This window comes from Magnetospirillum sp. 15-1 (genome assembly GCF_900184795.1).
Classification (GTDB): Bacteria; Pseudomonadota; Alphaproteobacteria; order Rhodospirillales; family Magnetospirillaceae; genus Phaeospirillum.
Genome location: NZ_FXXN01000024.1, coordinates 74825 through 87185, shown reverse-complemented (window position 1 = coordinate 87185; position 12361 = coordinate 74825). Strand labels below are relative to the sequence as shown.

The window sequence follows — 12361 nt, the reverse complement described above, 5'->3', positions numbered from 1 at the left end:
CATATGCGAATCGTGCTGGTTGCCCTTGCGGTGGCCGGTTGCGCCTCCATGGTCAACGGGTCGTCCTCCGAGGTCAGCATCGCCACCCAGCCGGCCGGTGCCCGCTGTTTCCTGGCCGGCGCCGATGGCTTCGCCGCCGAGGTGACCTCGCCCGCCACCCTGCAATTGCCGCACAAGGCCGCTCCCATCACCGTCGCCTGCGAGGCTCCCGGGTATCGCCGTACGGTCAATACCCTCGACAGCAGCGGCAGCGGCTGGCTGTGGGCCAACTCGGCCTTCGTCGTCTTCACCGGCGGCGCCGCCGTCCTCGGCCTGATGGTCGACGAGGCGGTGGGAGCCAGCACCAGCTACCGCAAGGATTTCAGCATGGAGCTGGAGTCCGGCGCGGCCCGGCGCATCCTCGCCACCCAGCGCGGCGGCGGGCCGGTCCTCGACCTTCGTTCGCCATAATCTGTTCCTTGCCAGCCAATACCTTTGGGAGCATCCTTCCGAAGGGTAGGGAAGAAGGAGGCACGCATGGCGACCTGGCAGGAGCACATGCGGGTCGGCATCGATGTGGTCGATGACGATCACCAGGAGTTGTTCGCCCTGGTCAGAGAATTCGAAACGGCGAGCCAGACGGCTTCCGGACAGGTTGATCCCGTCGAGATCGGCCGTATCCTCGAGCGGCTGCAGGCCTATGTGAACGATCATTTCGAGCGCGAGGAAACCGCTCAGCTTGAAGCCGGCTACGAGGGCTATGCCGAGAACAAGCGCCAGCACGACGAACTGCGCCACACCCTCGAAAAATTCATGGACAAGCATCGCTGCGGCGAATGGGGCGACCTCAAGGTGGCGACCGAGAACATGCGCAGTTTTCTGGCCATCTGGCTGCAGGAGCACATCATGAAGACCGACCGCAAGATGCGCGGCCGGATTCTGCCCTGGGTGCGAAAGAAGACGTAGAGCGGCGCGCCTCAAATATGAGGCGCGCCGCTCCAGCGCCCGTTGAGGGCGCGGCCAAGGGCGTGGATGCGCCCGCCCGGCGGGGGACAATGATAAGGCCTATAGCGTGATGCACATTTTGGGCATCACGCTACAGGCAAGCCGCCGTCGGCTATCGCCCGAGCCCCATCCTACTCGATCCGGCACTCGATGAAGACGGTGACGCGCTTGAGGCGTTCGCCCACGTCGGCCACGGACATTTGGGTGGTGGATGCCGCCGTCTGGTAGGTGACGCCATTGCTGTCCAGGTAGGTGCGCGCCAGATCGGCCTTGATGGCGAAGTTGATGTTCTGGGGCAGGTCGCCGGTCTTGTCGGCGATCTTCATGGCGTTCAGCTTGGATGTGACGATGCCGACGATATTGCCGCCCATGTCGATCAGCGGTCCGCCGGAATTGCCCTTCTGCACCGGAGCGGTGATCTGGTAGTGGCGCGGGTCGCCGCGCATGCCGTTGAGCGCGCTGACCACACCGGCGGTGACGTTGGGCTCGCGCGATAGCAGCGAGGAGAGGGGATAGCCGATCACCACCACCTCGTCGCCGGAGCGCAGCGGCCGGTCCTGGCGGAACCGGGCGATCTCCGGCAGGCGCAGCGAGGTCTTGAGCAGGGCCATGTCATTGGCGCTGTCCTTGGCCTTCAGCGCCGCCACCTGGGCGGGGCCGTCCTGGGGCTTGACGGTGATGGTGCGGCACTGCTCCACCACATGGGCATTGGTCATCACCACGCCGTCGGTGGACACCACGAAGCCCGACCCCGACGACACCTTGCCGGCGGTGGGCTGGGAGGGCGCGGTGGAGGATTGCTGCGCCGACGGGGGAGAAGGGGGGACCGGCGCCGGCGAGACGCTGGCCGTCTGCGGCCCGGCGGCATTGGGCTTCCACAGGGCCATCCGCTGGCGGGCGGCGTCCAGGTCGGGCTGAGCGAGGCGGGAGCCGACGGAATCGCGCTCCTTCTCGTAATTCTGCTTCAGGTTGGCCGGCGCCCGCTCGGCGCCCAGGGCCATCCAGAAATACCCTTCCGTCGGGGACTTGTTGACGCCCTGGCCGTTGACGTACATGACGCCGAGATTGTGCTGGGACTGGGGATGGCCCTGGTCGGCCGCCTTGCGGAACCACTGGGCGGCCTTGGTCATGTCCTTCTCGGTGCCCTGGCCGAACAGATAGCCCAGCCCCAGGATGAACTGGGCGATGGGGCGGCCGGCGTCGGCGGCGGGGCGGGCGTAGTCCAGCGCCTTGGCCTTGTCGGTGGGCATGGCGCGGCCGTCCCAGTTGAACTGGGCCAGGCGTTCCAGCGACGGCGGCCAGTTCTTTTCGGCGGCGCGCTTGAAGTACTCGACGCCGCGTCCCTCGTCCTTGTTGATGCCGAAGCCGTTGAAGTGAATCTCGCCCATGGCGTGGAGGGATTCCGGCTGCCCCTTGTCGGCGGCGCGGCCGAACCACACCAGGGCCTGGGAGATGTCCTTGGGGACGGCGCGGCCGTTGAAATAGGCGCTGCCCAGCCAGTGCTGGGCCAGCGGATCACCGGCGGCGGCGGCGGCGTTGAACAGCCGGAGCGCCTCGGCGTCGTCCTTGGTGCCGCCAAGGCCTTCGAACAGCATGTGGCCCAGCCGCGCCTGGGCGGCGGCATTGCCTTCGGCGGCCAGCGGCTTGAACTCCCGGATGGCGGCGGCCCAGTCCCGCTTCTGGTAGGCGGTCAACCCCTCGTCATAGCCGGCCATGGCGGGGGCGGCGCCCACGGCCAGGAACACGGCGAGGGCGAGGGGAGCGAGCGGGCGGGCCGTCCTCGGGCGCGGGGTCATCGGGCTATTCGGCGGCGTCGGCCCGCAGCCGGCTGGCCAGACGGCCCAGTTCGTCGACGGCGGCGCCCATTTCGGCTTCCAGCGACTGGGTGATGCCGTCGATGCTTTCCGACACGTTCTTGACCTCGCCGGCCACCACGGCGAAGCCCTTGCCGGCCTCGCCGGCGCGGGCGGCTTCGATCAGGGCGTTGAGCGCCAGGATGCGGGTGGTGCCGGTAACCTTCTTGATCTCCTCCACCTTGCGGGAGACCACGTCGGCAAGGGTGGCGGTCAGTTCAATGATGCGTTCCTGGTCGGACATGGTATCGGTTCCCGCGAGAGTGTTTGACGCAGTGTACGGGGGGACCGGCCGGCGGGCAATCGCTTGCGTGTGAATTCGTGCGGTTCTGTGTCATTGTGCAGTGCATCACAGCAAAGGGGGCGGCGGGCGGCGATGACCATCATGCGTTGCGAGTTCGACGGCAAGCTGGCCGTCATCACCATGACCAATCAGGCCAAGCGCAATGTCCTGTCCGAGGCGATGATCGAAGGTATCCTGGACGGGCTGAAACAGGCGGAACAGGCCAAGGCCCGGACGGTGATCCTTCGGGCCGAGCCGGGCTGCAAGGTGTGGTCGGCCGGTCACGACGTCGTGGAACTGCCCGCCACCCACCGCGATCCCCTGGGGTGGGGTGACCCCCTGCGGGTGGTGATCCGCGCCATCGAGGAGTTTCCCGCCCCGGTGATCGCCCTGATCGAGGGCGGCGTGTGGGGCGGGGCCTGCGAGATGGCCCTGGCCTGCGACATGGTGGTGGCCACGCCCGATTCGACCTTCGCCCTGACCCCGGCCAAGCTGGGTATCCCCTACAACATCTCCGGCCTGCTGACCTTCATGAACGTCACCGGCATCCACGTGGTGCGCGAGATGGCCTTCACCGCCCGGCCCATCTCGGCCCAGCGGGCGCAGGCCCTGGGCGTCGTCAATCATCTGCGCGGTGCCGAGGAAATCACCCATTACTGCACCCTGATGGCGCGCGATATCGAGAAGCTGGCACCGCTGGCCATCGCGGTGATGAAGGAGGAGATGCGGGTCCTGGCCTCGGCGCACTCCATCACGCCGCGCATGTTCGAGCGGGTCCAGGGCCTGCGCCGCAAGGTCTACGACAGCCACGACTACCAGGAGGGCGTGAATGCCTTCCGCGAGAAACGCCAGCCCTGCTTTACGGGGGAGTGAGGCAGCAAAAAGGGCCAGAAACCGTTGGTTTCTGGCCCTTCATTGGCTCCGGAGGAGGGATTCGAACCCCCGACCAGCCGGTTAACAGCCGGCTGCTCTACCGCTGAGCTACTCCGGATCAACGACCTGCCCAAGCGGTATGGCAAGCCGAGGAATTCTTTTTCTCACATCCGCACCCGGACCTGGGGACGGTGGAGGCCGAGGCCGGAATTGAACCGACGTACGCGGATTTGCAGTCCGCTGCATAGCCACTCTGCCACCCGGCCCAACCGGCCCAGCCGGCGGGTGCCGACGTGAGGACGCTGCTTATACGCGCTGTTCGATACCGGGTCAAGCCGCTGTTTCACCCTTTTCGCAGCATTGTTTTCGATGGCGGTCGCGCCTATAAATTCGTCCCGTGGCTCAGCCCGATTACAAGGGGGGCGGGCCCGTCCGAGAGATTGACGATCAGTATGGGAGCCCGAGGGCCATGGATTACGCTGGCGCCAGATTCAATATGGTCGAGAACCAGATCCGTACCAACAAGGTGCACGACCTGCAGGTGTCGGGGGCCATTTCCTCGACCCCGCGCGAGGCGTTCCTGCCCAAGGCCATGCGCGGCTTCGCCTATGTGGACGAGGATGTATCCATCGGCGGCGGCCGCTTCTTGATCGAGCCGCTGGTGCTGGCCCGCCTGCTGCAGGCCGCCGGCGTGCGCTCCACCGACGTGGCGCTGGTCATCGGCGACGCCACCGGCTGGGCCAGCGCCGTGCTCGCCAAGCTGGTCAGCACCGTGGTGGTGCTGGAGAGCGATACCGATCTCGCCGGCCGCGCCACCCAGGCGCTGTCCGACCAGGGCATCGACAACGTCGCCTATGTGACCGGCGACATGGCGGCCGGCTATTCCGCCCAGGCGCCCTACGACGTAATCGTCTATGCGGGCGCGGTGGGGGAGATTCCCGCCGGCCTGTGCCGCCAGCTCAGCGACGGCGGCCGTCTGGTGGCGGTGGTCGATTCCGGTACCAAGGGCGCGGGCAAGGTGGTCCAGGTGGTCCGGGTGGGCGATACTTTCGGCCGCCGCCCCCTGTTCGACGCCTCGACCCCCTATCTGCCCGGCATGGCCCCCAAGCCCGGCTTCGTGTTCTGACGGATTCCATCCCTGCGTCCGGGCATGACATAGTCACCCCGGACGCAAGGTAGGGGTCAGGAATTGTCCTTGATCTTCCCCGTCCAAGGTCTAATGTTCTCGAGCGAAATTAGGTCGTTCCGGGATGGGGACCCGCATTGCTGAACACAGGTGTTGAATGAAGAAGGTAAGCTGTCGGCTGATCGGCGCGGCGTGCATGCTCGCGGCCGCGTCAACCTCTGTTGCCGCCGAGACGCTGGAGGAGGTGCTGGCGTCCACTTATTCTTCCAATCCGACGCTGCTGGCACGCCGTGCCAGGTTGCGGTCCACCGATGAAGGTGTTCCCCAGGCGCTGTCCAACTGGCGGCCTACCGTCTCGTTGACGGGGTCCGCCGGACGCGGAAGCTACGACAACAACACGCTGACCAAGTACAGCATGGCGCGCAGCCCCAGGACGGAGGCGCTGACCGTCACCCAGCCGCTGTTCCGCGGCGGGCGTACCTTGGCCGCCACCGCCCAGGCGGAAAACACCGTGCTGAGCGAGCGGGCCCAGTTGGCGGTGACCGAGCAGACCATTCTGCTGGCGGCCACCACCGCCTATCTCAACGTGGTGCGTGACGAGGCGGTGCTCCGCCTCTCCGTCAACAACGAGCAGGTGCTGCGCCGCCAGTTCGAGGCGACGGAAGAGCGCTTCAAGGTGGGTGAGCTGACCCGCACCGACGTCAGCCAGGCCGAGGCGCGCCTCGCCAAGGCCACCGCCGACCGCGTCGCCGCCGAGGGCAACCTGCAGAGCTCGCGCGCCAATTACGTCAACAATGTCGGCCGCCCGCCCGAGGCGCTGGTCACTCCCGCCGCGCCGCCGGCCTTGCCCGCCAATCTGGGGGATGTCACCTCCCTGGCGCTGGCCGCCAACCCCAGCGTGGTTTCCGCCGATTACACTCACGCCGCCGCCAAAGACAACATCGACCAGATCTGGGGCGAGTTGCTGCCGACCGTGTCGGTGTCGGCCGATATCAGCCGTGGCCTGCAGACCGCGACCATGGACTCCTCTTATACCAATCGCGAAGTGCTGCTGAACGTCAGCGTGCCGCTGTATGAATCGGGCAGCGTCTATTCCCGCGTGCGCGCGTCCAAGCACACCGCCGGCCAGCGCCGCATCGAGGCCGACCAGGCCCGCCGCGACGCCATCGAGACCGGCACCAAGGCGTGGGAAACCCTGCAGGCCGCCCGTGCCCAGGCCAATTCCTATCAGTCGCAGATCAAGGCCTCCGAACTGGCCCTGGCCGGCGTGCGCGAGGAATCCAAGGTGGGGTCGCGCACCATCCTCGACGTGCTGAACGCCGAGCAGGAACTGTTCGATGCCCGCGTCAATCTGGTCAAGGCCCAGCGCGACGTGCTGGCCGCCGCCTATCAGGTCAAGTCGGCTCTGGGGCAGATGACCGCCCAGGGGCTCAATCTTCCCGTCGAGGTCTATGATCCGACCAAGCACTATGACGATGTCCGTGGCCAATGGTTCGGCAATGGCATCGACAACGACAAAGGATACGAGTAGAAATAGTGGGACCCGGGTCGCCGGCGAATGGCTGATCCGGGTTTCTCTTGGGGACTCGTGGAATTTTAACCATTTGTTACCAGCCGTACGTCACTATTACGGCAGGTCCCTTTCTTGGGCGCAGGCAGACAGAATAGCCGTGACATGAGCGACGACAAGGCCCAGCAAGAACCATCAATGGAGGATATCCTCGCCTCTATCCGACGTATTCTGTCGGAGGATGAGGCCGAGGATAAGCCCAAGGCCCCCGAACCGGTCGCTCCCGAGCCGGAGCCCGAGCCCGAACCCATGCCGCCGCCGGAGCCCGAACCGGAGCCCGAGCCGGCCCCCACCTTCGCCCAGGATGACATCGATTCCCTGTTCGATGCACCGGCCCCGGCCCCCGAGCCGGAACCCGAGCCCATTCCGGAACCTGAGCCGGAGCCGGAGCCCGAGGACGACATCCTCGAGCTGACCGACGACATGGTGATGGAGGAAGTGGCCGAGGAACCGGAACCCGCCTTCGACATCAACGATTTCAAGGCCGATCTCGGCGATTTCGAGCCCGAGCCCGTAATGACCGCCGCCAGCCGGGTGATGGACGATTACGAGCCGCCGCCGCCGCGCCGTCCGGCGCCGCCCGAGGATGACGGCCTGATGTCGCCGCCCAGCATCGATCACGGTGCTTCGCTGCTGACCAATCTGGCGCGCGAGATCGTGCGGCAGAAGTCGTTCGGCCTGGGCAACAGCTCCATCACCCTGGAAGATCTGGTGCGCGAGTTGCTGCGTCCCATCCTGTCGGAATGGCTGGACCAGAATCTGCCCTACATGATCGAGCGCATCGTCAAGAAAGAGATCGAGAGGATGGTAAACCGGTCCGGAGAGTATTAATCTCCGCCGGTTCGAAGCCAATGGGGCGGCCCGGCATGATCGGGCCGCCCTTTTCGTTTGTGTCCCCCCAATTGAAGTGACAAGTCCCATGGCCATGCTGGATAAGACCTATCGCCCCGCCGAGGTGGAACCGAAGCATTACGAGCGCTGGGAGGCCCAGGGGGCCTTCGCCGCCCACACCGACTCCGAGGCCAAGCCCTACACCATCATGATGCCGCCGCCCAACGTGACGGGCAGCCTGCACATGGGCCATGCGCTGACCTTCACCTTGCAGGACGTGCTCATCCGTTATCGCCGCATGACCGGCAAGGATGCCCTGTGGCAGCCCGGTACCGATCATGCCGGCATCGCCACCCAGATGGTGGTCGAGCGCCAGTTGGAGGCCCAGAAGGTCACCCGCCACGATCTGGGGCGCGATAACTTCATCAAGCGCGTCTGGGAGTGGAAGGCGGAATCGGGCGGCACCATCACCCGCCAGCTACGCCGCCTGGGCGCCTCGCCCGACTGGGCCAAGGAGCGTTTCACCATGGACGAGGGCCTGTCGGCCGCTGTCCGCAAGGTGTTCGTCACCCTGCACCGCCAGGGCCTGATCTACCGCGCCAAGCGTCTGGTCAATTGGGACCCCAAGCTGCATACCGCCATTTCCGACCTGGAAGTGGAGCAGCGGGAAGTGAAGGGCCATATGTGGCACTTCCGGTATCCGGTCGAAGGCATGGCCGACACCTTCATCACCGTGGCCACCACCCGGCCCGAGACCATGCTGGGCGACTCGGCGGTGGCGGTTCATCCGGACGATGAGCGCTATACCGATCTGGTGGGCAAAATGGTGCGCCTGCCCATCGTCGACCGGCTGATTCCCATCGTCGCCGACGAATATTCCGACCCCACCAAGGGCACCGGCGCGGTGAAGATCACCCCGGCCCACGACTTCAACGACTTCCAGGTGGGTGTCCGCCACGATCTGCCGCAGATCAATATCTTCGACCGTGACGCGCGCACCACCGATGACGTGCCCGAAGGCTATCGCGGCCTGGACCGTTACGACGCGCGCAAGAAGGTGGTCGAGGAATTCGAGTCCCTGGGCCTGCTCGACAAGATCGAGCCCCACACCCACATGGTGCCCTATGGCGACCGTTCGGGCGTGGTGATCGAGCCGTGGCTGACCGACCAGTGGTTCGTGGACGCCGCCACCCTGGCCAAGCCGGCCATCGAGGCGGTGGAGAGCGGCAAGACCCGCTTCGTGCCCAAGCATTGGGAGAACACCTATTTCGAGTGGATGCGCAACATCCAGCCGTGGTGCATCTCGCGCCAGATCTGGTGGGGCCATCAGGTGCCGGCATGGTATGGCCCCGACGGCGCCTTCTTCGTCGAGGAAACCGAGGAAGAGGCCAAGGTTGCCGCATCCAGGCATTACGGCAAGGACGTGGAGCTGGTGCGCGATACCGATGTGCTGGACACCTGGTTCTCGTCGGCTCTGTGGCCGTTCTCGACTCTCGGCTGGCCGGAGCAGACCCCGGAACTGGCCCGCTACTATCCCGGCGATGTGCTGGTCACCGGCTTCGACATCATCTTCTTCTGGGTCGCCCGCATGATGATGATGGGTATCCACTTCATGGGCGACGTGCCCTTCAAGGATATCTACATCCATGCCCTGGTCCGCGACGAGAAGGGCCAGAAGATGTCCAAGTCCAAGGGCAACATCATCGACCCCCTGGACCTGATCGAGAAATACGGCTGCGACGCGCTGCGCTTCACCCTGTCGGCGCTGGCCGCCCAGGGCCGCGACGTCAAGCTGGCCGAGAGCCGGGTGGAGGGTTACCGCAACTTCGCCACCAAGCTGTGGAACGCGGCGCGCTTTTGCCAGATGAACGAATGCAGGCCGGTGGCGGGCTTCGATCCCAAGGCGGTGAAGGAGACGGTCAACCGCTGGATCGTTGCCAAGACCGCTGAACTGGCCGCCAAGGTGGGCACCGCCATCGAGGGCTATCGCTACGACGCGGCGGCCGGCGGCTGCTATCAATTCGTCTGGGGCACCTTCTGCGACTGGTACCTGGAATTCGCCAAGCCCATCTTCAACGGAACGGATGAGGGGGCCAAGGCCGAGGCGCGGGCCACCGCCGCCTGGGTGCTGGACCAGATCCTGCACGTGCTGCATCCCTTGATGCCGTTCATCACCGAGGAATTGTGGGGCCAGATCGCCGAGCGCGACGGCGACCTGATGCTGCGCTCCTGGCCTGCCTTGGACGGCCTTGCCGCCCCCGAGGCCGAGGAGGAGATGGATTGGGTGGTGCGCGTGATCTCCACGGTGCGCGGCGTGCGTTCCGAGATGAACGTGCCGCCCTCGGCCCAGGTGGACCTGCTGGTCTCCGGTCTGGCCGAGGCCAAGCGCGGCTGGGCCAGGACCCACGCCGATCTGATCACCCGTCTGGCCCGCCTGACCGCCTTCGAGGCCCAGTCCTCCTCCGAGCGGGTAGCCCAGGCGTCGTCGCACGGCGCCGCCCAGATGGTGGTGGACGAGGCTACCCTGGTGATGCCGCTGGGCGGCGTCATCGACGTGGACAAGGAGCGTGCCCGCCTGGACAAGGAGATCGCCCGTCTGGAAGGCGAGATCGCCAAGGTGGACAAGAAGCTGGGCAACGCCGACTTCATCGCCCGCGCCCCCGAGGACGTGGTGGCCGAGCAGCGCGAGCGCCGCGACGACTGGGCCGGCGCCGTCGCCAAGCTGCGCGAGGCCCTGGAGCGCCTGTCCGGAGCCTGATCCGCTTGATCGCCATGCCCGCGCCGGTCGCGGGCATGGCGAGTCTTCCCAGGTAACACACGCTCATGGGGCTTGGCCGTCTGAGCGCACAGCGCGTCGAGACACGACCTCACTTTGCCGCTATGATTGAGGCGGGCTGTGCGGGAATTTGGGGATGTCTGACCTCGGCGAGCGGATTACGCGGGAGCTGACGATACGCTACATCGCCGTTCTGGTGGTGCTGGGGGCGCTTGCCCTGATATCGTTTCTGGCCCTGGCCCGCATGATCAGCGATGCCGAAGGCAGCGCCGAACTGGTCAATCTGGCCGGTCGCCAGCGCATGCTGGTCCAAAGGGCGGCGTTCGCCGCCAACCGTCTGGTCATCGCCGAGGAGGTGGACCGTCCGGCCATCCTCCACCTGCTGGCCGAGACCCTCGATCAACTGGAAGAGCGCCATGGGCGGCTGATGCGGGGCGACAAGACGCCTCCGCCGCCCGGTATCCTGGAGGTCTATACCGCTCCTCCCTGGAATCTCGATCAGGACCTGCGGGCTTTCCTCGCGCGGGGACGCGCCGTGCTGGCGCTGGAGGGGCGGCCGTCTCCCTCGGCTCCCGATCTGGCGGTCCTGTCGGCGGCGGCCGGCGGTTCGCTGATGCGCTCCCTCGAGGAGGTGACGGTGCGCTTCCAGCGGGGCAGCGAGCGCCAGATGGACGAGTTGATGACCCTGCAGGGGGTGACGGTGGCCATCGGCGTGGGCCTGCTGATCCTGTCGGCGGTCGGTGTCTTCCGCCCCATGGTCGAGAGCCTGGGGGCCGATATCGCCGAGCGCTCGGCGGCGGCGGCCCGGCTCAAGGAGAGCGAGGAGCGCCTGTGGCGTATCCTCGAGGAAAGTCCGATGGGCGTCTCGGTTTCGCGGCGTTCCGACGGACGGGTGGTGTTCGTCAATTCCCGCTTCACCGATATTCTGGGCATGAGCAAGGAGGAGTTCCTCGGCTCCAAGGCGCGCGAGCATTACGTGGACGATGCCCAGCGTCAGGTGGTCCTGGCCATTCTGCGCCGCGACGGCCATCTGGATGATGCCGAGGTGGAATTCCGCCGCAAGAACGGCAGCCCGTTCTGGAGTCTTCTGACCATCCGCTCCGCCGATTTCGAGGACGAGAAGGTCAATCTGGCCTGGATCTACGACATCACCGAGCGCAAGGCGGCGGAACAGCAGGTCTTGCTGGCCTCCAAGGTGCTGGATACGGTGACCGAGGCGGTGGTCATCACCGATTCCGACAACCGCATCATCTTCGTCAACCCGGCCTTCACCACCATCACCGAGTATGCCAAGGAGGAGGTACTGGGGCAAAATCCCAGCTTCCTGCGTTCGGGCCGCCATGATCCCGAATTCTATGCCCATCTGTGGTGGACCATCGCCGAGAAGGGGCATTGGGAGGGTGAAATCTGGAACCGGCGCAAGTCGGGCGCCTTTTATGCCGAGTGGCTGTCCATCAATGCCCTGCGCGATGGCAGCGGCGCCATCACCCATTTCGTGGCTGTGTTCTCCGACATCACCCATCGCAAGGAGGACGAGGAGCGCATCTGGCGTCAGGCCAATTACGACGCGCTCACCGGGCTGCCCAACCGCTCGCTGTTCCTCGACCGCCTCAATCAGGCGGTGCGGCAATCCCGGCGCGAGAAGAAGCGCTTCGCCTTGATGTTCCTCGACCTGGACGGCTTCAAGGCGGTCAACGACACGCTGGGTCACGCGGCCGGCGACGTCTTGCTGCAGCAGACCGCCAACCGCCTGTCCCAGTGCATGCGGGCTACCGATACCCTGGCGCGTCTGGCCGGCGACGAGTTCGTGGTGATTCTGGAAGGGGTGCACGGCCGCGACGATCCGGCTTTGGTGGCCGGCAAGATTCTGTCCCTGCTGGGCAAGCCCTACGAACTGGAGGCGGGAACCGCCCGCGTGCAGGGCTCCATCGGCATTGCGCTCTATCCCAACGACGCCGAGGACGGCCCGGCCCTGATCCGCCGCGCCGATGCCGCCATGTACGCGGTCAAGCGGGGAGGAAAGAACAACTTCCTGTTCGCCGCCGACCTGCCGCCCGAGGCCTGA

At 66.0% G+C, this 12361-nt stretch carries 10 protein-coding genes and 2 tRNA genes; 8 read left to right on the top strand and 4 right to left on the bottom strand.

Annotation, left to right across the window (positions count from 1 at the left end):
- The first annotated feature begins 3 nt into the window (after window positions 1-3).
- Window positions 4-450 (top strand): hypothetical protein, encoded by a 447-nt coding sequence (locus CP958_RS11625; protein ID WP_096702126.1) that lies wholly within the window; start codon window positions 4-6, stop codon window positions 448-450.
- A gap of 66 nt (window positions 451-516) precedes the next feature.
- Window positions 517-945 carry a bacteriohemerythrin gene (locus CP958_RS11620; protein ID WP_141400490.1) on the top strand — a complete coding sequence of 143 codons (429 nt, stop codon included), beginning with the start codon at window positions 517-519 and terminating at the stop codon, window positions 943-945.
- A 170-nt stretch (window positions 946-1115) separates the two neighbouring features.
- Here CP958_RS11620 and CP958_RS11615 read toward each other — a convergent pair whose 3' ends face one another.
- Window positions 1116-2780 carry a trypsin-like peptidase domain-containing protein gene (locus tag CP958_RS11615; protein ID WP_096702125.1) on the bottom strand — a complete coding sequence of 555 codons (1665 nt, stop codon included), beginning with the start codon at window positions 2778-2780 and terminating at the stop codon, window positions 1116-1118.
- 4 nt (window positions 2781-2784) lie between these two features.
- On the bottom strand, window positions 2785-3081 hold the full coding sequence (locus CP958_RS11610) for a methyl-accepting chemotaxis protein (protein WP_096702124.1): 297 nt from the start codon (window positions 3079-3081) through the stop codon (window positions 2785-2787).
- 132 nt (window positions 3082-3213) lie between these two features.
- Here CP958_RS11610 and scpB point away from each other — a divergent pair, with 132 nt between their 5' ends.
- The gene (scpB, locus tag CP958_RS11605; RefSeq protein WP_096702123.1) at window positions 3214-3993 is read left to right on the top strand and encodes a methylmalonyl-CoA decarboxylase; all 780 of its coding nucleotides are present in this window, start codon (window positions 3214-3216) and stop codon (window positions 3991-3993) included.
- Window positions 3994-4036: 43 nt separating this feature from the next.
- Here scpB and CP958_RS11600 read toward each other — a convergent pair.
- Together CP958_RS11600 and CP958_RS11595 are read right to left on the bottom strand one after the other, a co-directional pair.
- Window positions 4037-4111: transfer RNA gene (locus CP958_RS11600), tRNA-Asn, on the bottom strand.
- A 74-nt stretch (window positions 4112-4185) separates the two neighbouring features.
- Window positions 4186-4259 (bottom strand) — tRNA-Cys (locus CP958_RS11595).
- A gap of 203 nt (window positions 4260-4462) precedes the next feature.
- On the opposite strand from CP958_RS11595, the gene CP958_RS11590 reads away from it, so the two are divergent.
- From CP958_RS11590 to CP958_RS27335, 5 genes are all read left to right on the top strand, one after another.
- On the top strand, window positions 4463-5119 hold the full coding sequence (locus tag CP958_RS11590) for a protein-L-isoaspartate O-methyltransferase (RefSeq protein ID WP_096702122.1): 657 nt from the start codon (window positions 4463-4465) through the stop codon (window positions 5117-5119).
- 157 nt (window positions 5120-5276) lie between these two features.
- Window positions 5277-6650: a TolC family outer membrane protein gene (locus tag CP958_RS11585; RefSeq protein WP_096702121.1), complete on the top strand. Its 1374-nt coding sequence runs from the start codon at window positions 5277-5279 to the stop codon at window positions 6648-6650.
- A gap of 144 nt (window positions 6651-6794) precedes the next feature.
- Entirely contained in the window at window positions 6795-7520 is a 726-nt protein-coding gene (locus CP958_RS11580) for a DUF2497 domain-containing protein (protein WP_096702120.1), read from the top strand.
- A 94-nt stretch (window positions 7521-7614) separates the two neighbouring features.
- Window positions 7615-10278: a valine--tRNA ligase gene (locus CP958_RS11575; protein ID WP_170958960.1), complete on the top strand. Its 2664-nt coding sequence runs from the start codon at window positions 7615-7617 to the stop codon at window positions 10276-10278.
- A 154-nt stretch (window positions 10279-10432) separates the two neighbouring features.
- Window positions 10433-12361 (top strand): diguanylate cyclase, encoded by a 1929-nt coding sequence (locus tag CP958_RS27335; RefSeq protein ID WP_096702118.1) that lies wholly within the window; start codon window positions 10433-10435, stop codon window positions 12359-12361.